The 22377-nt window shown below is 71.8% G+C and carries 20 protein-coding genes; 5 read left to right on the forward strand and 15 right to left on the reverse strand.

Annotation, left to right across the window (positions count from 1 at the left end):
* Positions 1 to 107 precede the first annotated feature (107 nt).
* Genes AF1_RS10030 through AF1_RS10040 form a run of 3 tightly spaced genes read left to right on the forward strand, consistent with a single transcriptional unit; the run spans position 108 to position 3007 of the window.
* Entirely contained in the window at positions 108 to 560 is a 453-nt protein-coding gene (locus AF1_RS10030) for a gamma-glutamylcyclotransferase (RefSeq protein ID WP_067795664.1), read from the forward strand.
* Positions 561 to 587: 27 nt separating this feature from the next.
* Positions 588 to 1388 (forward strand): purine-nucleoside phosphorylase, encoded by an 801-nt coding sequence (locus tag AF1_RS10035; protein WP_067795586.1) that lies wholly within the window; start codon positions 588 to 590, stop codon positions 1386 to 1388.
* The gene (locus AF1_RS10040; protein ID WP_067795590.1) at positions 1385 to 3007 is read left to right on the forward strand and encodes a phospho-sugar mutase; all 1623 of its coding nucleotides are present in this window, start codon (positions 1385 to 1387) and stop codon (positions 3005 to 3007) included. The genes AF1_RS10035 and AF1_RS10040 overlap by 4 nt, the downstream gene beginning before the upstream one ends.
* Positions 3008 to 3021: 14 nt before the next feature.
* On the opposite strand, the gene AF1_RS10045 is transcribed toward AF1_RS10040, so the two are convergent.
* The 6 genes from AF1_RS10045 to AF1_RS10070 all read right to left on the reverse strand — a co-directional run bounded on the left by AF1_RS10045 (position 3022) and on the right by AF1_RS10070 (position 7924).
* Positions 3022 to 3666, reverse strand: coding sequence for a PH domain-containing protein (locus AF1_RS10045; protein WP_067795593.1), 645 nt, complete (start codon positions 3664 to 3666; stop codon positions 3022 to 3024).
* Between the two features lie 7 nt (positions 3667 to 3673).
* The gene (locus AF1_RS10050; protein WP_067795596.1) at positions 3674 to 4765 is read right to left on the reverse strand and encodes an adenosine deaminase; all 1092 of its coding nucleotides are present in this window, start codon (positions 4763 to 4765) and stop codon (positions 3674 to 3676) included.
* A gap of 137 nt (positions 4766 to 4902) precedes the next feature.
* Positions 4903 to 5262: a cupin domain-containing protein gene (locus AF1_RS10055; protein ID WP_174548837.1), complete on the reverse strand. Its 360-nt coding sequence runs from the start codon at positions 5260 to 5262 to the stop codon at positions 4903 to 4905.
* Between the two features lie 55 nt (positions 5263 to 5317).
* On the reverse strand, positions 5318 to 6574 hold the full coding sequence (locus AF1_RS10060; RefSeq protein WP_067795602.1) for an MFS transporter: 1257 nt from the start codon (positions 6572 to 6574) through the stop codon (positions 5318 to 5320).
* A gap of 33 nt (positions 6575 to 6607) precedes the next feature.
* Positions 6608 to 7228 (reverse strand): class F sortase, encoded by a 621-nt coding sequence (locus AF1_RS10065; protein WP_131732647.1) that lies wholly within the window; start codon positions 7226 to 7228, stop codon positions 6608 to 6610.
* A 132-nt stretch (positions 7229 to 7360) separates the two neighbouring features.
* A complete protein-coding gene (locus tag AF1_RS10070; protein WP_067795608.1) occupies positions 7361 to 7924 on the reverse strand; it encodes a hypothetical protein in 564 nt (187 codons plus the stop codon).
* 287 nt (positions 7925 to 8211) lie between these two features.
* Between AF1_RS10070 and AF1_RS10075 the strand changes: the two genes are divergently transcribed.
* On the forward strand, positions 8212 to 8865 hold the full coding sequence (locus AF1_RS10075; protein ID WP_067795611.1) for a maltokinase N-terminal cap-like domain-containing protein: 654 nt from the start codon (positions 8212 to 8214) through the stop codon (positions 8863 to 8865).
* Positions 8866 to 8928: 63 nt separating this feature from the next.
* On the opposite strand, the gene AF1_RS10080 is transcribed toward AF1_RS10075, so the two are convergent.
* From AF1_RS10080 to AF1_RS10120, 9 genes are all read right to left on the reverse strand, one after another.
* The gene (locus tag AF1_RS10080; RefSeq protein WP_207394052.1) at positions 8929 to 10365 is read right to left on the reverse strand and encodes a M28 family metallopeptidase; all 1437 of its coding nucleotides are present in this window, start codon (positions 10363 to 10365) and stop codon (positions 8929 to 8931) included.
* 138 nt (positions 10366 to 10503) lie between these two features.
* On the reverse strand, positions 10504 to 11778 hold the full coding sequence (locus tag AF1_RS10085) for a thymidine phosphorylase (protein WP_067795614.1): 1275 nt from the start codon (positions 11776 to 11778) through the stop codon (positions 10504 to 10506).
* Positions 11779 to 11781: 3 nt separating this feature from the next.
* A complete protein-coding gene (locus AF1_RS10090) occupies positions 11782 to 12186 on the reverse strand; it encodes a cytidine deaminase (protein WP_067795617.1) in 405 nt (134 codons plus the stop codon).
* An 86-nt stretch (positions 12187 to 12272) separates the two neighbouring features.
* Positions 12273 to 13628 (reverse strand): ABC transporter permease, encoded by a 1356-nt coding sequence (locus tag AF1_RS10095; RefSeq protein ID WP_067795619.1) that lies wholly within the window; start codon positions 13626 to 13628, stop codon positions 12273 to 12275.
* Positions 13625 to 14881, reverse strand: coding sequence for an ABC transporter permease (locus AF1_RS10100; protein ID WP_084262729.1), 1257 nt, complete (start codon positions 14879 to 14881; stop codon positions 13625 to 13627). The genes AF1_RS10095 and AF1_RS10100 overlap by 4 nt, the downstream gene beginning before the upstream one ends.
* Complete coding sequence (locus tag AF1_RS10105; RefSeq protein WP_131732648.1) at positions 14878 to 16416, reverse strand: ABC transporter ATP-binding protein; 1539 nt, start codon at positions 16414 to 16416, stop codon at positions 14878 to 14880. The genes AF1_RS10100 and AF1_RS10105 overlap by 4 nt, the downstream gene beginning before the upstream one ends.
* A gap of 160 nt (positions 16417 to 16576) precedes the next feature.
* On the reverse strand, positions 16577 to 17638 hold the full coding sequence (locus tag AF1_RS10110; RefSeq protein ID WP_242608827.1) for a BMP family lipoprotein: 1062 nt from the start codon (positions 17636 to 17638) through the stop codon (positions 16577 to 16579).
* Positions 17639 to 17882: 244 nt separating this feature from the next.
* On the reverse strand, positions 17883 to 19331 hold the full coding sequence (locus AF1_RS10115; RefSeq protein WP_407642215.1) for an amidohydrolase: 1449 nt from the start codon (positions 19329 to 19331) through the stop codon (positions 17883 to 17885).
* Positions 19332 to 19476: 145 nt separating this feature from the next.
* Entirely contained in the window at positions 19477 to 20643 is a 1167-nt protein-coding gene (locus AF1_RS10120; protein WP_067795677.1) for a glutamate--cysteine ligase, read from the reverse strand.
* A gap of 484 nt (positions 20644 to 21127) precedes the next feature.
* Here AF1_RS10120 and AF1_RS10125 point away from each other — a divergent pair, with 484 nt between their 5' ends.
* Positions 21128 to 22366, forward strand: a complete 1239-nt coding sequence (locus AF1_RS10125; RefSeq protein ID WP_242608828.1) for a D-alanyl-D-alanine carboxypeptidase family protein — start codon at positions 21128 to 21130, stop codon at positions 22364 to 22366.
* Positions 22367 to 22377: the final 11 nt, after the last annotated feature.

Genomic DNA, 22377 nt, shown 5'->3' on the forward strand with positions numbered 1-22377 from the left:
GAACCACCTGTGGGGGACGACCCCACACCCCCGAGACAAGCGTGGCGAACCACCCGTGGGGGACAACCCCCACACCCCGAGACAGGTGTGGCGTAGCCTTGGCCAACGTGGCACTGTACGCGGCGTACGCCTCCAACATGGATCCCGAGCAGATGGCGAGCCGGGCTCCGCATTCCCCGATGCGCGACACCGGCTGGCTGGCCGGCTGGCGGCTGACCTTCGGCGGGCAGGACAAGGGCTGGGAGGGGGCCCTCGCAACGGTCGTCGAAGACGACTCCGAGCAGGTCTTCGTCGTCATGTACGACGTGCCGGCCTGGGACGAGAAGGAACTCGACGCGTGGGAGGGGGCCGCGCTCGGCGTCTACCGCAAGATCAGGGTGCGGGTGCAGACGCTGGACGGCGACGTCCTGTGCTGGATCTACGTCCTGGACGACTACGAGGGCGGGCTGCCGTCCGCGCGCTACCTCGGCATCCTCGCGGACGCGGCGGAGAAGGCCGGCGCCCCCGACGACTACGTCAAGGACCTGCGGACACGCCCCTGCACGTCGCTCGGCGACTGACCGGTTCGCGCCGGTAGTGTCGGCGTCGTGAGCAACGACGCTTTTGCACTGGCGCGGGCCGCCGCGGACGCGCTGCGCGACCGCACGTCCATCGACTCCTTCGACGTCGCCCTCGTGATGGGCTCGGGCTGGGTTCCGGCGGCCGACAAGCTCGGCGAGCCCGTCACCGAGGTGACGGTGACCGAACTGCCCGGCTTCGCGCCTCCCGCCGTGGAGGGCCACGCGGGGCGGATCCGGGTCGTCGAGGTCGCCGGGCACCGCGCCCTCGTGTTCCTCGGCCGGACGCACCTGTACGAGGGGCGCGGCGTCGACGCCGTGGTCCACCCCGTCCGGACGGCGCTCGCCGCCGGGGTGCAGACCGTCGTGCTGACCAACGCGGCGGGCGGGCTGCGGCCCGAGCACCAGCGGGTCGGCGACCCCGTCCTGATCAGCGACCACCTGAACCTGTCGGGCGCGAACCCGCTCACCGGCGCGACGTTCCTCGACCTGACCGAGGCGTACTCGGAACGGCTGCGGGACCTCGCCAAGGAGGTCGACCCGACGCTCTCGGAGGGCGTGTACGCGGCGTTCCGCGGCCCGACCTACGAGACGCCCGCCGAGATCCGGATGCTGCGCACGCTGGGCGCCGACATGATCGGCATGTCGACCGTGCTGGAGACGATCGAGGCGCGCCGCGGCGGCGCCGAGGTCCTCGGCATCTCCCTCGTCACCAACATCGCCGCCGGCCTGTCGGACGAGCCCCTCGACCACGAGGAGGTCCTCGCGGCGGGCCGCGCGTCCGCCGGCCGCATGGGCACGCTGCTCGCCACCGTCCTGGCCAAGCTGTGAGCGACCTGCGAGCACGGGCCGAGGAGTGGCTGGCGCAGGACCCGGACCCCGCCACCCGCGCCGAACTCCGGGCGATCCTGGACGACGACGATGCCCTTTCCGCCCGTTTCGGCTCCCGGCTGGAGTTCGGCACGGCGGGCCTGCGCGGCGAACTGGGCGCCGGCCCGAACCGGATGAACCGGGTGACGGTCATGCGCGCCGCCGCGGGCCTGGCCGCCCGCCTGCCCGCCGGCGGCCGGGTGATCATCGGCTTCGACGCGCGGCACGGCTCGCGCCGGTTCGCCGACGACACGGCGGCCGTGCTCAGCGGGGCGGGCCTGCGTCCCGAGGTGTTCGCCGATCCCGTTCCAACGCCCGTCCTGGCCCATTTCACCCGGACGTTCGACGACGTCGTGGCCGGCGTCATGGTGACGGCCAGCCACAACCCGCCCCGCGACAACGGCTACAAGGTGTACTGGGCGGACGGGGCGCAGATCGTCCCACCGCGGGACGCGGAGATCTCCGCGGCCATCGACGCCGTCGGCCGCGTGGACGAACTCCCCCTCGGCTCCGGCTGGCCCGTCCACACCGGCACCGGCCGCTATCTGGACGCGGTGTCGTCCCTCCGGCTCGGCGGCGACCGCGACGTCTCGATCGTCTACACGCCGATGCACGGCGTCGGCCGGGACGTGCTCCTCGCCGCCTTCGAACGGGCCGGTTTCCCCGCTCCCCTGGTCGTCCCCGAGCAGGCCGAGCCCGACCCCGACTTCCCGACCGTCGCGTTCCCGAACCCGGAGGAACCGGGCGCGCTCGATCTGGCCCTGGCGCTGGCCGAGGCCCGCGGCGCCGACCTGGTGATCGCCAACGACCCGGACGCGGACCGCTGCGCCGTCGCCGTCCCGTCCCCGTCCGGCTGGCGGACGCTGACCGGGGACGAGGTCGGCGGGCTGCTGGCCGAGCACGTGCTGCGGCACACCACCGGCGATGACCGCCTGGTCGTCACCACGATCGTGTCGTCGTCCCTGCTGCGCCCGATCGCGGCGGCGCACCGGGTCCGCTTCGCCGAGTCGCTCACCGGCTTCAAGTGGATCATGAAGGCGGGCGGCCCGGCCGACCGCCTCGTCTTCGGCTACGAGGAGGCGCTCGGCTACAGCGTCGGCGACGACCGGGGCGTGCTCGTCAACGACAAGGACGGCATCGGCGCCGCCCTCGCGATCGCCGCGCTGGCCGCCGGCGCGAAACGAGCCGGCCGCACGCTCCTGGACCTGCTGGACGATCAGGCCCGCGCGTACGGCCTCCACGCCACGTCCCAGCTCTCGATGAGAGTGGACGACCTCTCCCTGATCACCGCCGCGATGACCCGCCTGCGCGCCGCTCCCCCGCGGGAACTGGCCGGACGCTCCGTCGAGTCGTTCGACGACCTGTCCCAGGGCGCGGGCGGCCTCCCGCCCACCAACGGCCTCCGCTTCCGCCTGGCCGGAGGCGCACGCGTGGTCATCCGCCCGTCAGGGACGGAACCAAAGCTCAAGTGCTACCTGGAGGTCGTCCTCCCCGTTGACGGGGACATCACCGAAGTCCGCGCGCGCGCCACCACCGAACTAGAAGCCCTCCGCACCGCCCTATCCGCCGCCCTCACCTAGCGGGGGGTGGGCGGTCAGTCGAGCATGGAGATGATCAGGAGCACGACCAGCGCGACCAGGGGGACGACCAGGGAGGCCACCGCGGGGAGGGACCATTGGACGGTTCCCCTGGCGGGGGCGTCCGTCTTGACCGCGGCGGCTTTGCCGGGGGCGCCCGAGCCCGGTTCCGGACGGTGGCGGTCGCGCATCTCGTTGAGCTGCCGGGCCGCGAAGCCCGTGGGGGTGCGGCCTCGCAGGTCGAGGGCCGGGGCCTCGGACTTGCGGGCCTGCCGCTCGGCGCGCGCCTCCGCCTTGGCCTGGGCGCGCGGTGAGGTCTGGTGCACCCAGGCGCGGGTCTCCAGGTCCGTTCCGTCCGGGCCGGTGAACCGCACGGTGACCGCGTTCGTGCCCTCGATCTTGTGGATCGCGGCCCACGGCACCCGGACGTCCCGCAGCGGGTTGCGGATCGTGAGCGCCTCCTCGTCCCCGACGATCGCCGGGCGCAGGCCGATCGTGTACGCGATCCCGCAGCCGAGCAGCAGTACGAACGTGATCGAGATCGTCATCAGCGAATAGTCGGGGTCACCGGTGATGCCGGTGAACAGGTCGATGATGTTCAGCCCGGCGAACACCAGCCACGCGTACGCGACGACGCGCCCGAGGGTGGAACGAATGGTCATGGCTCGATCATGCCAGCGGCCTGGCACCGCTCCACTTGAGCTGCGCGAAGCCCGGCTTGATGACGCCGTTGATGAACTCGAGCCGCTCGTTGAACGGCGCGAACGCCGACTTCATCGCGTTCACCGTGAACCACTGCAGGTCGTCCCAGCCGTAGCCGAACGCCTCGACGAGCTTCGCGAACTCCTCGGACACCGACGTCCCGCTCATCAGCCGGTTGTCGGTGTTGACCGTGACGCGGAAGCTGAGGCGGCGCAGCAGGCCGATCGGGTGCTCCGCGATCGACTTCGCCGCGCCCGTCTGGATGTTGGACGTGGGGCACATCTCCAGCGGAATCCGCTTGTCCCGGACATAGTTCGCCAGCCGTCCGAGGCGCGCGTCGTCACCGTCCACCTCGATGTCGTCGATGATCCGGACGCCGTGCCCGAGCCGGTCGGCGCCGCACCACTGGATCGCCTGCCAGATCGACGGCAGCCCGAACCCCTCGCCCGCGTGGATCGTGAAGTGCGCGTTCTCCCGCTGGAGGTACTCGAACGCGTCCAGGTGCCGGGTCGGCGGATACCCCGCCTCGGCGCCCGCGATGTCGAACCCGACGACGCCGAGGTCCCGGTACCGGACGGCCAGCTCCGCGATCTCCATGCTGCGCGCCTGGTGCCGCATCGCCGTGACCAGCGTCCCGACCCGGATGCCGAAGTCCCGGTGGCCGCGCGCGAAACCGTCCAGGACGGCCTCGACGACCTGCTCCAGCGTCAGGCCCATGCCGAGATGCTGCTCGGGCGCGTACCGGACCTCCGCGTACACGACGCCGTCGTTCGCGAGGTCCTCCGCGCACTCGTACGCGACCCGGGTGAGCGCGTCGATGGTCTGCATCACCCCGACGGTGTGGGAGAACGTCTCCAGGTAGCGCTCCAGCGACCCCGAGTTGGCGGCCTCCTCGAACCACGTCCGCAGCTTCTCCGGATCGGTGGCGGGCAGCCCCTCGTAGCCGATGTCCCGCGCCAGCTCGATGATGGTCGCGGGCCGGACCCCGCCGTCCAGGTGGTCGTGCAGCAGCACCTTCGGCGCACGCCGGATGTCCTCAAGAGTCGGCCGCTTGTTCATCCCTTGACGTTACCCGGCGCCGTCCCGCCCCACGTCGTCAACTCTCACCAACACCTCGGTGCCCGCGAGCACGCGCGTGACGGAAGGGGTGTGGTCCGGCGGGGGCACGTCCGGTGTCCCCGCCGGGATGGATCCGGTCAGCCGGTGGCCTTGGCGTATTCGCCCATGCCGCCGGCGAAGTCGAACATGACGCAGGCCTCGTCGCCGACGACCCAGGCGTCATGGCCGGGCGCCAGCACGAACACGTCCCCGGGGCCGACCTCGCTCTCGGCGCCGTCCCGCGTCCGCATCCGCATCCGTCCCTGGACGACGTAGCCGTTGTGGTGGACTTCGCACAGGTCTGTGCCCGCGATGTCCTTCACGGACTCCGTCCAGCGCCAGCCGGGCTCGAACGTCGCCTTCCCGAAGACGAGGCCGGTGAGGTTGACGACTTCCAGGTGCCCGTTGGGGAAGTCCCTCCGGTCGTCCGGCTTCTCGATGCTCTTGATCTCGGTCATGATGGTCCCCCCTTTCGCCATCACCTCCCACGCTCGCACCGGCGCCGAACCTGCGTCAAGGCGTGCCGGACGAGGCCGGAGCGCCTGCGAGCTCCGGCTCGGGCCGCGGCGCATGATCCTTCCAGGGGAGGAGCAGCGGGGTCGCCAGCATGAGGACGCCCGCGATCGCGATCGCGGCGCGGGGGCCGGTGAGTCCGGCGAGCACGCCCCACAGGGCGGTCAGGGCCGCGACGGCGGCGTTGTCGGTCACCGACCACGCGGACAGGGTGCGGGCGACCCGGTCGTTCGGGGTCTGGTCGAGCCGGTAGGTGGCGTAGATCGGGTTGAACACGCCTATGCAGAGAATCAACCCGAACTGGACGGCGATGACGAGCGCGAGCCCCATGGCACCGGGGCCGACGAAGGCCAGGCCGAGGGGCCAGCACGCGCGGAGCGTCCCGGCGGTGAGCATGACCTTCCGGCGCCCGGACCGCGCGGCGAGCCGGTGGGCCAGCCGCGAGCCGATGAGACCTCCGACGCAGGGGACGCCCAGCGCGAGGCCGTACTGCCAGGGCGCGAACCCGAGGTCGCCGAGCATGAGGACGACGAGGAGCGGCGACGTGGCCAGGATCAGCCCCCTGACCATGACCGTGTGGAGGAACAGCGGGCGCAGCACCGGGTGCGTCAGGATGTAGCGCCAGCCTTCGAGCAGGTCACCGGCCCGGAACCTCTTCGCGCCCGCGCGGGCGGGGGGCTGCTCCGTCCCGCCGATCGCGCGGACCGCCCCCGCCGACAGCAGGTGGCTGACCGCGTCGGCCACCACGGTCGCCACCGGGCCGAGCAGCCCGATCGCGGCGCCGCCGAGCGGCGGGCCGAGCAGGGTGGTCGTCCAGGTGGTGGACTCGAACCGCCCGTTGGCGACGAGGAGGTCCGCGCGCGGCACGAGCGCTTTCAGGCACGCTCCGCTCGCCGCCCGGAACGCGATGCCGGCGGCCGCCACGATGACCGACACGACCAGGAGGTGGCCGAACGTGAGCCATCCGAGGGCGAACGCGGCGGGCACGCTCAGCAGCGCCGCGAACCGGAGCAGATCCATCGCGATCATGACGGGCCGTTTGCGGCGGAACTCCACCCACGGCCCGAGCGGCACCGCGGCCACCGCGCCCACCGCCAGCCCCACCGAGGCCAGCAGCGACACCTGGGCCGGCCCCACGTCCAGGACGAGTATCGCGATCATCGGGAAGGCGTCGAGGGCGAGCCATGTGCCGGCCGCGCTGATCGCGTAGGAGGTCCACAGCCACCGGAACCCGCGCCCCAGTGACCGTCCGCCCACCCCGCCCCCTCGCGTTGACCGAGGGCCAAGCTACTACCGGACGGCGGTCAGGGCGGCGTAGACGATGATGTTGTCGCGGTAGCTGCGCTTCGCCCGGTCGAACGAACCACCGCAGGTCACCAGCCGGAGCCCGGCGTGGTCCAGCGGACCGTAGACGCGCCGGGTGGGGAAGCGGTCCTTGGCGACCCGTTCGACGGATTCGACGGTGAACACCGCGACCCTGCCGTCCGCGCGGACGACCTCGATGCGATGTCCGGGCCTCAGCCGCCCCAGGTCGTAGAAGACCGCGGCGCCCTTCGCGGAGTCGACATGGCCGAGGATCACGGCCGCGCCGCGCTCGCCCGGGGTGGGGCCGCCGTCGTACCAGCCGGCCTCGCCCGGACGATCCGCCGAGGGGACCCGGACCGAGCCGCCGGCGTCAAGCCCCAGGCGGATCAGCGGGGCCCGGACCCCGATCGACGGGACGGCGACCTGGACGGGCAGGGAGCGGGGCAGCACCGGCCCGTCGTGCGCGACCGGCCGGGCGTCCGCCGCCCACGCGGGCGGTTGCGGCGGGCCGCCCGGACCGCGCAGCCCGAGCCCCACCGTGAAAAGGCCGGCGGCCAGCAGTGCCACCGCCAGCGCCCACAGGCCGCCCTTTCCCAGCATTGTCATCCACCCACTCGGCGAGAATTCACCACTGCCCATTGAGATGCGCTCGTCTGAAATTTGGTTCGCGGCTCCCTGAAGGGTCGCGGAAAAGGCCGGTGGCCGCCCCCGGAAGGAGACGGCCACCGATGCCGCGCCTCAGGCGTCCGCGTCGCTCCGCCGGCGGACGGCCACGGCGCCGGCACCGAACGCCCCCAGCAGCAGGACGCCGCCACCGGCCAGCAGGGCGGTGTCCGCGCCACCGGCGCCGCCGCCGACACCGGTCTTGGGCCCGCCGCTCGGGGTCGGGCGCGCGCTGCCCATCGGCGTGGGCTGCGCCGAACCGCCCGGCGTGGGCTGCTGGGTCTTCGAAGGCGTCTTCGCCTCCAGCACGTGGATCGTGCCCACCGATTTGTGAGCACCGCACCGCACCAGCACCGTGTAGTCGCCCGGGAAGGTGTCCTGCTTGATGGTCGCGAGACCCGCCCGGCCCTCGACCTCCTCCGAGCCGTTCAACGGAACCGCCCCGCCCACGAAGGCCAGCGACCCGGTCTCGCCGTCCACCTCGCACTTCTTGCCGACGACGGTGACCTGCTCACCGGGACGCGCCTGCCCCGGCTTCACGACCACATCGCCGGGGTCGGCCATCGCGGGCGTCGCGGCGAGACCGATCGTCATGGTGCCGATGACGAGCCCGAAGACGGACGCCTTTCCGAGTCGCATGTCCCCTCCATTACGACACGGCGGCTTACTCGACTTTCAGCTCCGGATCCGTGCCCCCTTATGCTCTTATACGATGAGGCGCACTCCGGTTTGGTTCGGCCCTTTTCCCCGCACCGCCGACGCCACACATGATCAGAATTCGGCCCCAAAAGTTGGTGTGATAGCCATCACACTCGACACACCCCGCCCTCGCCCCCGAAAACCTGTCGCACCTGAGGGGAGCGTTTTCGGGGAGAACCTCACCACCACCGACGTTCCTAACCCAGGTAATCCTGTAGAAAAGCCGTATGGCGGTCATCTACAACACGTCCATGGCGCCCGGCAAGCTGGAGCTGCTCACCTCGTGGCTCCCCGCGCAGCCGTGGTACGCCGGTACGGGGCGCGAGCCGGAACTGGCCAAGGCGGGCGGTTTCCGGCTCGAAGACCCGGACGGCGAGGTCGGCATGGAGTTCATGGTCGTCACGGACACCTCCGGTGACCGCCCGGTCTCCTACCACGTGCCGCTCAGTTACCGCGGCGCGCCGCTGGACGGCGCCGAGCGGGCGCTCGTCGGCACGTCCGAGCACGGGGTCCTGGGACGGCGATGGGTGTACGACGGCACCCACGACCCGGTGCTCGTGGCCCAGCTCCTCGCCCTCCTCCAAGGGCGCGCCGAGCCGCAGCACCAAAGCGTGAGCAACACCCCCGACCCGTCCGTCGTGCCGCATTTCACCGGCGCCCCTTTCGGGACGCCGGCCGCCGTGACGGCCGTCGAGCACGGGCGGGACCGCACCGACATCGTGGTGACGGCCGAACCGCGCGGCACCCTGACCATCGGCGTGTCACGCGTACTGCGACCGCACACGGCCGATGACGCCCAGGGCCATGTCACCGCCCCCTGGCGGACACCGGACGGCACCGAGAACCGCGCCCCGTTCGCCGTCCTGCACGGTCCTCACTGAGCCGGCTCGGCCCCGCCGCGAAGCCTGCCTCGGGGTTACGTCAGCGGGCGATCTCTGGTGTGCTCAGCCCGGTACAGGGAATGCGACCGGGCTGCGATGCCCGTCCCTGTCGACGGCGCGGACGCCGAAGAAGGCGTTGTCCTTGGACAGGTCGATGCGAACTCCGGTGACGTCTCCGACGGGGATGACGTGGGTCCAGTCCGGGCTGCTCGTCTCCCGCCACACGATCTCGTATCCGGCGAGGTCGGGTTCGGGGCCGCGGTCCCAGGCCAGGTCAGTGTCGTTGGTGAGCCGGCGGGTGAGGACGCGGACGTTCTTGGGTGTCCCCGGGGCCCGCGCGAGCGACCAGAGGGCGGCGGCGTTCACCTTGGCGACGCGGGCGATGTAGGGGAAGTCGCAGAACTCGGGGAGGTCGCCGAACTGCTTTCCGCCTTCCACGCGGACGTCCCGGTGCTGGTGGTCGAAGTTCTCGTTGGGCTCGGTGAAGCGGGCGGCGGGATATCTCTGCTCCAGGTAGCCGATGTGGTCGCCGCCGCGAAGGTAGCGGTCCCGGCGGTAGATCACCCGGACGTGCATGCCGGTCGCCCGGTTGTCGGCGACGGAAGAGACGAACCGGGCGAGCTGCCGGGCGGGAGAGTCGTTCTCGCCGCCGACCGCGCGCCGCGTGCTCGCCTCGTCCGGAGTCTCGGCGGTGGGCACGCCCTCGGCGAACAACCGCACGGAGCGGGGGTCGCGCGTGCCGTCGTCGGCGGTGCTGCTGCCCACGATGTCGTTGGTGAACATCGCCTGCACGTCCGCACCGGCGGACCTGTACTGCTTCGCCTGATACCTGGAGCCGTACAGGCCCTGCTCCTCGCCGGCCACGGCGGTGAACACGATCGTCGCCTCGGGCCGCCGTTTCGCCATGACCCGGGCGAGTTCCATGACGACCGCCACACCGGACGCGTCATCGTCGGCGCCGGGCGCGTCCGCCGTGGCGTTCATGACATCGGTGACCCGCGAGTCGTAGTGGCCCGACACCACGTAGACGCGGTCGGGGGCGGCCGACCCGCGCAGCGTCGCGACGACGTTGGTGATCCGGGTCGGGGCGGGGATACGGGACGCGGGCTCCTGGATGTAGGACTGCAACTCGGCGGTCATCCGCCCGCCGGACGCGGCGGCGTACCGCGTCATCTCCGCGAGGATCCAGTCGCGGGCCGCGCCGATGCCGCGGTCCGGGTCGTCCTGGGCGGACAGGGTGTGCCGGGTGCCGAAGCTCACCAGCCTGCGGACGTTCGCCTCGATGCGGTCCTCATCGATCTCGCGCAGCAGCGCGCGCAACTCGGCGTCCGGCGGCTGGTCCGCGATGGGCCTGCCGGGGCCGTCCGGCCAGCCGGGCTCGGCCGCGGCGGCGGGCGAGGCGGTCAGCGCGACGCCGGCGGTCGCCATGGCGGCGGCCGCCGTGGAGAGGGAGAGGAACGTGCGGCGGTTCGGGATGGCGGGGGACGCGTCGGTAGTCACGACACCGATGATCCGCGACGTCCCGCGCCTGTCCCACGGCCAGAGGCACCAGTCTTCGGACCGCCCGGCTGTCGAGAATTATGAGGTCTTCCTCACCGAGCCGTCCGGGCTCGGCCGGCGCTTCTTGAACGACCCTGGTCAGGCGATGCGGTCGATGACCAGTGGGTGGAGGGACGGGGTTCCGTTCTCGGTGATCTCGTAGGCGCCCTCCAGCGATTCCAGGGCGCGGGCGAAACGGGCCTCCTCGTCGGCGTGCAGGGTGAGGAGGGGTTGCCCCCGGTGGACGGTGTCGCCCGGCTTGGCATGGCAGGTCACGCCCGCGCCGAACGACACCGGGTCCTCCTTGCGGGCGCGGCCGGCGCCGAGGCGCCAGGCGGCGACGCCGACGCCGTAGGCGTCCAGGCTGGTCAGGACGCCGGAGGACGGGGCCGTGATCGTGTGGGTCTCGCGGGCGGACGGCAGGGGCGCGTCGGGGTCGCCGCCCTGGGCGGTGATCATGCGGCGCCAGACGTCCATGGCGGAGCCGTCCTTCAGCGCGTCGGCCGGGTCCTTGCCCGCGATCCCGGCGGCGGCGAGCATCTCGCGGGCCAGGGTTAGGGTCAGCTCCACCACGTCGCGGGGGCCTCCCCCGGCGAGCACCCCGACCGATTCGGCCACCTCGACGGCGTTGCCCACCGCGTTGCCCAGCGGACGGTCCATGGCGGTCAGCAGGGCGACCGTGCGCAGGCCGTGGTCGGTGCCGATCGCGACCATCGTCTCGGCCAGCTCGCGGGCGCTGTCCACCGTCTTCATGAACGCGCCCGAGCCGACCTTGACGTCCAGCACCAGCGCGCCCGTGCCCTCGGCGATCTTCTTCGACATGATCGAGGACGCGATCAGCGGGATCGACTCCACGGTGCCGGTCACGTCGCGCAGCGCGTACAGCTTGCGGTCGGCGGGGGCCAGGCCGCCGCCCGCCGCGCAGATCACCGCGCCCGCCGAGCGCAGCACGTCCAGCATCTCCGCGTTCGACAGCGACGCCCGCCAGCCCGGAATCGACTCCAGCTTGTCGAGCGTCCCGCCGGTGTGGCCGAGGCCGCGGCCCGACAGCTGCGGGACGGCCGCCCCGCACGCCGCCACCAGCGGCGCCAGCGGCAGGGTGATCTTGTCGCCGACGCCGCCCGTCGAGTGCTTGTCGGTGGTCGGACGGTCGAGGGACGACCAGTCCATCCGCTCACCGGAGCGGATCATCGCCTCCGTCCAGCGGGCCACCTCCGGGCGGGTCATGCCGTTCAGCAGGATCGCCATCGCCAGCGCCGCCATCTGCTCCTCGGCGATGGCGCCGCGCGTGTAGGCGTCGACCGCCCAGTCGATCTGCTCCGGGGTCAGCGCCCCGCCGTCCCGCTTGGCGCGGATGACATCGATCGCGTCCACGGGTCACGCCCTCTCGATCAGGTCGTCGGGGCCGAACGCGTCCGGCAGGACCTCCGACATGGGAAGGATGCCGCGGACGGTCTCCAGCAGCATCGGGGCGCCGCCGTGCTCCCACAGGAGCTGGCGGCAGCGCCCGCACGGCATCAGCGGGTTCCCGTGCCGGTCGACGACCGCCATCGCGACCAGCCGCGGCCGCTCCGACTTGCCGGGGCCGTGCAGCGCCGACACGATGGCGCACTCCGCGCACAGGCCGACCCCGTACGAGGCGTTCTCGACGTTGCATCCGGTGATGATCCGGCCGTCGTCCACCAGCGCGGCGGCACCGACCGGGAAACCGGAGTACGGGCAGTACGCCCGCGTCATCGCCTCCCGCGCGGCGTCGCGCAGGGCAGGCCAGTCGATCTCCATACGGATCTACCTTTCTGGGGGGACGATCCCCCAAACCCCCCGGCAGGACCGGTGACCGGCGGCCTCCACTCCGCTTCGCCCCCCGGTCAGCGTGCCTCGCCGCGGCGGTACCGCAGCCCGTTGGCGGCGGGCATGCGGAGCCGCTGGCTGGCCAGCGCCAGGACGAGCAGCGTCGTCAGGTGCGGCGTGAACGAGACCAGCTCACCGGGGACGATCTCGCTCATCATGAACCAGGCGAGCAGCCCGACGGCCGCGACCAGCGACAGCGCGGCACCGAGGTAGGCGCTGCGCACCTCGCGGCGACCCAGGTCGGTGACCACCTGGGAACGCAGCCGGCCCGCGCGCACCGCCTGCCACACCGCGACGCCGATCAGCAGGATCGCCACGAACAGCAGCAGCGCGTGGACGGACTGCCCGCCGCCGCGCACGTTCATCGCGTCGGTGTAGCCGAACAGCAGCGAGCCCGCGGCGAGCCCGCCCGGCCGCCAGTTGCCGAAGATCATGGCGGCGAGGCCGATGAAGCCCCGCCCGTTGGTCTGCCCGTCCTGGTAGAGGGGGGCGGCGACGGTGACGAGGAACGCGCCGGCCAGGCCGGAGAACCCGCCCGAGATGATCACCGCGGCGTACTTCATCCGGTAGACCTGCACGCCGAGCGACTCGGCGGCGTACGGGTCCTCGCCGCAGGAGCGGATGCGCAGCCCGAACGGCGTCCGCCACAGGATCAGGAAGCTGAGCGGGACGAGCAGCAGCGACACCAGCGTCAGCAGCGACATGTCACTGGTCAGCCCGCGGGTGATGCCCGCGATGTCGGACACCAGGAACCAGTGGCGGCCCTCCAGCGAGCCGAGCCAGTCGGGACTCTGCCAGCCGCCGACCTTGCCACCGGACAGCACCGGCAGCGTCAGCGTCGCGATCGGGTCGACCGGCGGGGACTGCCGCGGCCCGCCGCCCAGCGCCTTCGCCTCCCCGGTGTCGAAGATCAGCCCGGCGAGGAACTGCGTCAGCCCCAGCCCGAGGATGTTGATCGCGACACCGGACACGATGTGGTCGACGCCGAACGACACCGTCGCGACGGCGTGCAGCAGCCCGCCGAGGGCACCGCCGATGATCCCGGCGAGGACGCCGATCCACGGGCCCCACTGGTAACCGGCCCACGCGCCCGTCCACGTCCCGAGGATCATCATGCCCTCAAGACCGATGTTGATCACGCCGGACCGTTCGGACCAGAGCCCGCCCAGGCCGGCCAGGAAGATCGGCACGGCGAGGCGCAGCGAGGCGCTGACCGTCCCGCTGGAGGTCACCGGCTCCGCGTCGTCGATCACCCGGACCAGCGACAGCAGCACCAGCATCCCGGCGGAGATCAGCAGGTAGTGCGGCCAGCGCAGCCGGAACGCGCCGTTCACGGCCTTCTTCTGCGCCGCCGTCTCGGTCACCGCGCTCATGAGGCGCTCCCAGCGGCCTCGCGGGCCAGATCGTTGCCGGTGGCCAGCTCCGCCGCGACGGCATGCTGCTGCCGCCGGATCTCCCAGCGCCGGACCAGCTCGTACACGATGACGACGGTCAGCACGACCACGCCCTGCATGACCCCGACGATCTCCTTCGGCACGTCGACCTCCTGCAGCACGTCGGAGGTCTGGTCGAGGAACGCGAACAGCAGCGCGGCGAGCGCGATGCCGGCCGGATGGTTACGGCCGAGCAGCGCCACCGTGATGCCGGTGAAGCCGAGCCCGGCCGGGAAGTTCAGCGAGTACTCATACGACGCGCCGAGCAGTTCCGGCATGCCGATCAGGCCGGCCACCACCCCGGACGCGATCATCGTGTAGACGATCATGCGGCGGGCGTTGACGCCGCTGGCCTGCGCGGCGGACGTGGACAGCCCGGAGATCTTCAGGTCGAAGCCGAACCGCGTGTAGTTGATGACGACCCAGAACACGATCCCGACGAGGACCGCGAGCGGCAGCAGCCCGTACACGGCGCCGGGCAGGTCGATCCCGATCGAGGCCAGGAAGCCGTTCAGCCCGCCGACCCGGCCCGACTCGGGGATCGGCGCGGTCGCGACGTTGTTGCTGCCCGGCCGGACCTCGGCGAGCCGCTGGTCGTTCAGCAGGTAGGCGATCAGCCCGGTCGCGATCGCGTTCAGCATGATCGTGGACAGCACCTCGCTGACCCCGCGGGTCACCTTCAGCACGCCCGCGATCGCGGCCCACAGCCCGCCGACCGCCATCGCCGCCACGATCACCAGCAGCTGCCCGAACGGCGCGGGCAGCGCGACCGCGCCGCCGAGCGCGGCGGCGAGGAACGCGGCGAGCCGGTACTGGCCGTCCACGCCGATGTTCAGCAGCGCCATCCGGAACCCGATCGCCACCGCGACCGCCGACAGGTAGTAGCGGGTCGCGCGGTTGACGATGTCGACGATCGAGTTCTCGGTCGTGCCGTATTCGATCATGCTCTGGATCGAGCTGAACGGGTCGGCGCCGGTGACCCGCAGCAGGATCATCGTGATGCCGAGCGAGATCAGCAGCGCCAGCACCGGCGCGCCGATCTTCAGCCCCAGCCCCCGCGGGCCGAGCCCGCGCAGGACGGCCTTCCACGACGGCACCGGCTCGGGCACCGCCGGCTCCGGCCCGGCCGCCGCGCCGCCGGGCGGCGGTTTCGGCTCGGCGCCGGCCGGTTTCGGCTCCTTCTCCTCGCTCATGGGGCGCCACCGGCGCCGGTCATGGCGGAGCCGAGCTCCTCGGGGGTGACGGTCCGCGGATCGACCTCCGCGACCAGCCGCCCCCGCAGGATCACGTGCAGGGTGTCGGACATACCGATGAGTTCCTCAAGATCGGCGCTGATCAGCAGCACGGCCAGCCCGTCCGCGCGGGCCCGCCGCAGGTGGTCCCAGATGGCGGCCTGGGCGCCGACGTCGATGCCGCGCGTCGGATGCGCGGCGATCAGCAGGTGCGGGTCGCCGGACATCTCCCGGCCGACGATGAGCTTTTGCTGGTTGCCGCCCGACAGCGCGGCGGCGGGCACCTCGATCCCCGGCGTCCGGACGTCGTACTCCCGGACGATCCGGGTCGTGTCGCCGCGGGCGCCGCGCCGGTCGATCCACGGGCCGCGGACGTTCGGCCGCTGGGTCTGGTGGCCCAGCATCCGGTTCTCCCAGAGCGTCGCCTCCAGGACGAGCCCGTGCCGGTGCCGGTCCTCGGGGATGTAGGCGATGCCGGCCTCGCGGCGCCGCCGGGTCGGCCAGTGCGTGATGTCGTCGCCGCGGTAGACGATCGTCCCGGCGTCCGGCTGCCGGATGCCCATGATCGCCTCGATGAGCTCGGTCTGCCCGTTGCCCTCGACGCCGGCCAGCCCGACGATCTCGCCGCGGCGGATGCGCAGCGACACGCCGTCCACCACGGGACGGCCCTCGGGGGTCAGCACGGTCAGCCCGCCGACCTCCAGGTCGACCTCCTCGGTGACGGTCGATTCGCGCAGTTCCGGGGTGGGCAGCTCGGACCCGACCATCAGCTCGGCCAGCCGCCGCGAGGTGACCTCCCGCGGGTCGAGCCGGGTCGCGACGGTGGTGCCGCGCCGGATCACCGAGATGGTGTCGGCGACGGTCAGCACCTCGTCCAGCTTGTGCGAGATGAACAGCACGGTCAGGCCCTCGGCGCGCAACTCCCGCAGGTTGCCGAACAGCTCGTCGACCTCATGCGGGACGAGCACGGCGGTCGGCTCGTCCAGGATCAGCACGCGGGCGCCCCGGTAGAGCACCTTGAGGATCTCCACGCGCTGCCGTTCGCCGACGCCGAGCGACTCGACCAGCGTGTCCGGGTCGACGTGCAGCCCGTACGCCCGCGACATCTCCTCGATCTTCACGCGGGCCGCGGCGAAGTCGATCCGGCCGCGCCGCCGGCCCTTGGCGCGGGGCTCGGCGCCCAGGACCACGTTCTCCAGGACGGTCAGGTTGTCGGCCAGCTTGAAATGCTGGTGGACCATGCCGATGCCGCGGCCGATCGCGTCGGCCGGGGTCCGGAAGGAGACCTGCTCGCCGTCGAGCTCGATGGTGCCCTCGTCCGGCCGCTGCATCCCGTACAGGATCTTCATCAGCGTGGACTTGCCGGCGCCGTTCTCCCCGCAGAGCGCGTGCACCTCGCCGCGCTCGATGGTGAGGTTGATGTCGCGGTTGGCCACCACTCCGGGGAACCGCTTGGTGATCGATGTCAGCCGCACGGCCGGCACCTGGTCAGGCACGGGTGCCCCTCCTCCTGCCTCGAACGTGCTGTGTACAGGGGGAACGTGACGCCGCACCGGGAGCCACCCGCCGAGGTGACTCCCGGTGCGCGGTTACGGCCGGGCGAAACGGCCCTCACGTCACCGTGCGGGGACGTCCCCGCACTTCCGGTCCGCCGGGTCAGGCCTTGGTCGGGACCTTGATCTCACCGCTGACGATCTTGGCCTTCAGCTCGTCCAGCTTGGCCTTGATGTCGTCGACGTGGCCGCCGGTCGGGGCGTAGCCGATCCCGTCGTTGCTGAGGTCGTACTGCTTGGTGCCCGCCTTGACCGAACCGTTGGCGACGCTCTCCACGAAGTCGTACACCGCGACGTCCACGTGCTTGACCATCGAGGTGAGGATGTGGTCCTTCACCCCGGCGACCGCGGGCTGGTTGTACTGGTCGGAGTCGACGCCGATGGCCCACTTGCCCGCCGCGCCGACGGTCTTGATGACGCCGATGCCGGCGCCGCCCGCGGCGTGGTAGATGACGTCCGCGCCCTCGTCGAGCTGGCCCTTGGCGGCCTCGTTGCCGAGGCCGGTGTCCTTGAAGCCGTTGAAGTTCGGCGGCTGCGTCAGGTACTTCGCCGGCAGGATCTTGATGCCCGGCTTGACCTGCTTCGCGCCCGCCTGGTAGCCGGCGAAGAACTTGGTGATCAGCGGCACGTTGACGCCGCCGATGAACCCGATCTTGCCGGACTTGGACTTCAGCGCCGCGGCGGCGCCGACCAGGTAGGAGCCCTGCTCCTCGGCGAAGCAGGCGCCGCTGACGTTCGCGCCCTCGACCTTGCACTGGTCGGCGTCGACGACGAGGAACTTGGTGTTCGGGAAGTCCTTGGCGACCTTGACCAGCGAGGAGGTGTAGGCGAAGCCGACCCCGATGACCGGGTTGTAGCCCTTGTTGGCGAGCAGCCGCAGACGCGACTCCTTGTCGGAGTCGGGCTCGTCCGGCTTGGCCGAGATCTCCTCGGTCTGGACGTTCAGGTCCTTCTTGACCTTGTCCAGGCCCGCGGCGGCCGAGTCGTTGAAGGACTGGTCGCCGCGGCCGCCGATGTCGAACGCCAGGCCGATCTTGAGGGTCTTCTTGCCGCCACCGTCGCCATCGCCACCGGCGTCGGCCTTCTTGCCACCGCAGGCGGAGGCGCTGAGCAGCAGCGCCGCCCCCGTCGCGGTGACGAGCGAAGTCTTCAGTCCACGGCGCAAGGTAGCGCTCCTTCCGTTCCCCACCCACGGTCCGGCGACCGATCCGATCACCGAAATCGATCGGACGCTACCTCGCGAACAAGGGCAAACCTCCCGCTTGCACGGATTCGCAATAGCTCCGTTACCAATGCGTAGACATATCGCCACAGGTCAGCGGCGACGTCGGCACCGCGGGTGGGGCCCGGTCACACCGGGGACGGGAGGTGTTCGGGGGGACAGGCGGTCACGTGCCGTGACCGCGTGGTCAGGCCAGTGCCGCGCCCTCGATCGGCTCGGCATCGCCGGGACGTCCGCCCTCCCACAGCGCGGTCAGCGCGGTCGCGCTCAGCACCCGCAGGCCGACCGCGATGCACCGCTCGTCCACGTCGAAGTCGCCGCGGTGCAGGTCGTACTCGCCGGACGAGCCGGGGGTGCGGACACCGAGCCGGGCGAGCGCGCCGGGGATCGACTCCAGATACCAGCCGAAGTCCTCCCCACCGAGGCTCTGCGGGGTCGGGACGACGCCGTCCTCGTCCATGACCTGTGCCGCCGCGTCCCGGAGCATCTGCACGCTGGTCGCCTCGTTCACGGTCGGCGGGACGCCCCGGACGTACTCCAGCGACGCCTCCACGTCGTAGGCGGCGGCGACCGACTGCAGCAGCGCCTTCATCATCTCCGGCGCCCGGTGCCACGCCTCGTCGTCCAGGCAGCGGACGGTGCCCTCGGCGATCCCGTCGTCGGGGATCGCGTTGGCGACGGAGCCGGCCGAGATCCGCCCCCACACCAGCGACAGGCTGGAGCGCGGGTCGACGCGCCGCGACAGCGCGGACGGCAGCTCGGTGACGATCTTGGCGAGCGCGTACACCAGGTCGGCGGTCAGGTGGGGCCGGGCGGTGTGCCCGCCGGGCCCGGTGACCTTCACATGCACCTTGTCGCAGGCCGCGGTGATCGGGCCGGTGCGCAGCCCCAGCTGGCCGACCTCGATGCGGGGGTCGCAGTGCAGCGCGAACGCGCGGTCCACGCCCGCGAGGCCGCCGGCGGCCATCACGTCCAGCGCGCCGCCCGGGGTCTCCTCGGCGGGCTGGAACAGCAGCCGGACCCGGCCGGGCAGCAGCCCCGCCTCGGCCTGCTGCGCGAGGAACAGGCCGGCGCCCAGCACCATCGCGGTGTGGACGTCGTGGCCGCACGCGTGCGCGACGCCCGGGACCGTCGACCGGTACGGGACGCCCTCCTTCTCGTCCTCCAGCGGGAGCGCGTCGATGTCGGCGCGCAGCGCGACCGTGGTGCCGTCGGCCGGGCCGATGTCGCAGAACAGGCCGGTGCCCTTGGGGAGGATCACCGGGTCCAGGCCCGCCGCGCGCAGCCGCTCGGCGATCTTCCCGGTCGTGCGGTGCTCGGCGTAGCCCAGCTCGGGGTGCATGTGCAGATCGCGGCGGAACGCGATCAGCTCGTCCTCGTGGTCGGCCAGGAACGCGTCGAGCTGCGGCTGGAGGGCCGCGCCGCCGAGCACCGGGGGCACTGCCACCGGCCGGCTCGCGCCGGGCACCGTCACCGCGTTCACCGCCTCGCCGGGCGCCACGGCCCCGTTCATGCCGGCGATGCCGTTCACGTCGGCGATGCCGTTCACGTCGGCGGTGCCGGCGTCCCGGCCGACGGGGCTCGCGGCGGTGGGTGGTTCAAGGCCGGGCATCACCCCGGGTCCCGGATGTGTCATGTGCGCCCCCTGCGCGACGGCGGAGCCGGACGGCGTCCGCCCGTTGGTGTCCTCGTTTTCGAGAACGTTCTCTGCACCCTGTTCGCTCTTCGGCTCGTTCGGGTTCACGGTCGGGTTCGCGGGACGGGTCGTCCGCTCCGGCCTCTCACGGTCCGGCATGTACGACCTCCCCCGGTGTGACGAACCGGTCCTCCGCGAGCTCGGTGATCGCCGCGTCGACGATGTTCTCCAGCGTGCCGCCTCCGGCGCGGATCGCGCGCTGCCGCTCGTACGGGGCCCCGTGCTCCAGGACCTCGCCCGCGACCTTGAGCTCCTCGGCGCAGCCGAGCCGGTCGGCGACCGGCTCCAGCTCCCGGATCAGCTCGTACAGCTCGTCGCGGAGCGGCGCGGTGTTGCCCGCGTCGTCGGTGATGACGATCGCGTCGAGCCCGTACCGGGTCGCGCGCCACTTGTTGTCGCGCACCACCCAGGCGGCCGGCCTCGGCAGCGTGTAGCCCCGGTCGAGCTGCTGATCGAACAGCGTGACCAGGCTCTGGCACAGCGCCGCGGCCATCCCCACCTCACGCATGGTGGGAATGCCGTCGAACATCCTGATCTCAACCGTCCCGAAGTCGGGATGCGGGCGGATGTCCCACCACACTTCCTTGATGCTCCGGATGGTTCCAGAACGCATCAGTGTGTCCATGTAATCCTCGAAGGCCCCCCAGTCGTCAAGCAAGTGGGGCGGTCCGGCCGTCGGCAGCTGACCGAAGACCACCGCCCGGCAGGACGCGAGGCCGGTGTCGCCGCCGCTCCAGAACGGGCTGGACGCGGTGAGCGCGAGGAAGTGCGGAAGATAGGACGAGAGCGCGTTGACGATGGGGATCGCCTTGGCGCCGTCGGAGATGCCGACGTGGACGTGAACGCCGAACGTCTGGATGCGCCGGGCCAGCCACTGCATCTCCTCGATCAGCTTGGCGTAGCGGCCCATGGGCGCCATCACCGCGTCCCGCCAGTCGCTGATCGGGTGGGTGCCCGTGCAGGCCAGCGCGATGCCGCGTTCGGCGGCGGCGGCGCGCAGCGCGGTGAGCGTGCCGGACAGGTCGGCCTTGGCCTCGCCGACGGTGTCGCAGATGCCGGTCACGACCTCGACCATCGACTCCATCAGCTCGTGCCGGATGCGGGGGTTGTCTCCCTCCAAGCTGAGCGAAGGCAAGGCGGCGAGCACCTCGCGTGCGTCCTGCCGCAGGTGCCTCGTCCCCGCATCGACGAGCTGGATCTCCCACTCGACGCCGAGCGTCGCCCCGTTCGATGCGTTGAAGTCAATGGCCACGGCCAACCTCCGTCCACAATCCTTGCAGGTCGTTGCGTGGCACGTGGCGCAATTCAGCCAGCGGGTCCCTAAGCCTGGACAAACGCCGGTCCAGGGTCACGTGTTCGCTCCATGATGGCGCCCGTGCCCGCCACCCTGCCGGGTGTCCCTGCCCTTTGCGGATCATTTGACTCATGCGGGCGGTCGGCGGAAGCTCGGGCGTCATCCTTTTCGATCATCGGTCTCGTCCAGGGCATCACTAGATCGAACTAGTCAGCCCGTCCCAAAATACCGTCAATGACGGACTGTAACCAATCCAGCCTGCCGCCTACGTACCGTAAGATCACTTATGCACCGTGTGTCGCTCCCGTCCCGAGCTTGCCGCCTGCGCGGTCGGGTACCTCCTCGCCGGACACGTCGCCTAGTCTTCGGGGGAGTCATGGGCGTTGGGCGCATGCGCGTCGGGAGCGATCGCGCTTCCAGGGGAAAAAGGAGCGTCGAGAGCTTGCGAGCTGAGCGACCAGGGCCGGCCGGCGTCCGCCGCGCCCTGACGGTGATCACGGTTCCGGTCACGGCCGTCTCGCTGGCCGCCGGCCCCGTCCTGGTGGCGCCGCCCGCCACCGCCGCGGCCCCGGCCGCCGCACCGCCGGCCGAGACCGTCGGCGGGCCGCAGCTCGCCGGCCGCGGCATCGTCGTCAACCCGGCCCCCGGCCTGCCGCCCCTGCCCAAGATCAAGGCCGCCTCGTACCTGATCGCGGACGCCGACACCGGGGACGTCCTCGCCGCCAAGGACCCGCACGGGCACTACCTGCCGGCGAGCACGCTCAAGACGCTGACCGCGCTGGCGCTCGTCCCCAGGCTGGACCCGAACCGGCTCGTCCGGCCCTCGCAGAAGGCGTGCGACGTCGAGGGCACCAAGGTCGGGATGACGCCGAAGATGCAGTACAAGGTCTCCGACCTGTTCCACGCGCTGCTGATGATGTCCGCCAACGACGCGGCGGTGACGCTCGCCGAGACGGACGGCGGGATGCGCAGGACACTCGCCGACATGAACGCCGAGGCCCGGCGGATCAACGCGCGCGACACGCTCGCCGGGTCACCGAACGGGCTCGACCGCGACCTCGGGCTGAACGTCCGCACGCAGCACACCTCGGCGTACGACCTGGCGCTGATCCTGCGCGAGGGGATGAAGAACCCCGCCTACCGCGGGTACATGCAGGCCATCGACTTCCACTTCCCCGCGCCGCCCACCAAGAAGGAGCGCAAGAAGGGCAAGAAGGTCGGCGGATACCCGATCCACACCCACAACCACATGATGCCGGGCGAGCGGGAAGCCTACCCGGGCATGATCGGCGGCAAGAACGGTTACACGATCGCCGCCAGGCAGACGTTCGTCGCCCAGGCGCGGCGCGGCGGGCACACCATCGTGATCTCGCTGATGGGCGCGGACATGCCGCCGTCCCCCTACGCGGCCAAGCTGCTGAACTGGGGCTTCGCCACCCGCGGCAAGGTGCGGCCGGTGGGGACGCTCGTCCCGCCCGGCACGCCCGAGCGGGCCAAGAAGGACGGCGACTCCGGCCTGCTGCCGGACGCCCCGCTCGCCTCGGACGACTCGACCCGCAGGTGGCTGCTCGTGGGCGGCGGCGCGGCCGGGGCGCTGCTGGCGATCGTGGTGCTGTTCGTGGTGCTGCGCCGCCGCCGGCGCCTGGAGGCGGCCCGCTCCGGCCACGACTCCGGCCGGTAGATCAGCGCGGG

It is taken from the genome of Actinomadura formosensis NBRC 14204 (assembly GCF_001552155.1).
Taxonomy (GTDB): Bacteria; Actinomycetota; Actinomycetes; order Streptosporangiales; family Streptosporangiaceae; genus Spirillospora; species Spirillospora formosensis.

Excerpts from the sequence above, each read along its gene's own strand:
- AF1_RS10045 (WP_067795593.1), bottom strand. The coding sequence starts at position 3,666 with ATGACCATTCGTTCCACCCTCGGGCGCGTCGTCGCGTACGCGTGGCTG.
- AF1_RS10050 (WP_067795596.1), bottom strand. The coding sequence starts at position 4,765 with ATGAACAAGCGGCCGACTCTTGAGGACATCCGGCGTGCGCCGAAGGTG.
- AF1_RS10055 (WP_174548837.1), bottom strand. The coding sequence starts at position 5,262 with ATGACCGAGATCAAGAGCATCGAGAAGCCGGACGACCGGAGGGACTTC.
- AF1_RS10065 (WP_131732647.1), bottom strand. The coding sequence starts at position 7,228 with ATGACAATGCTGGGAAAGGGCGGCCTGTGGGCGCTGGCGGTGGCACTG.
- AF1_RS10070 (WP_067795608.1), bottom strand. The coding sequence starts at position 7,924 with ATGCGACTCGGAAAGGCGTCCGTCTTCGGGCTCGTCATCGGCACCATG.
- AF1_RS10075 (WP_067795611.1), top strand. The coding sequence starts at position 8,212 with ATGGCGGTCATCTACAACACGTCCATGGCGCCCGGCAAGCTGGAGCTG.
- AF1_RS10090 (WP_067795617.1), bottom strand. The coding sequence starts at position 12,186 with ATGGAGATCGACTGGCCTGCCCTGCGCGACGCCGCGCGGGAGGCGATG.
- AF1_RS10095 (WP_067795619.1), bottom strand. The coding sequence starts at position 13,628 with ATGAGCGCGGTGACCGAGACGGCGGCGCAGAAGAAGGCCGTGAACGGC.
- AF1_RS10100 (WP_084262729.1), bottom strand. The coding sequence starts at position 14,881 with ATGAGCGAGGAGAAGGAGCCGAAACCGGCCGGCGCCGAGCCGAAACCG.
- AF1_RS10115 (WP_407642215.1), bottom strand. The coding sequence starts at position 19,331 with ATGACACATCCGGGACCCGGGGTGATGCCCGGCCTTGAACCACCCACC.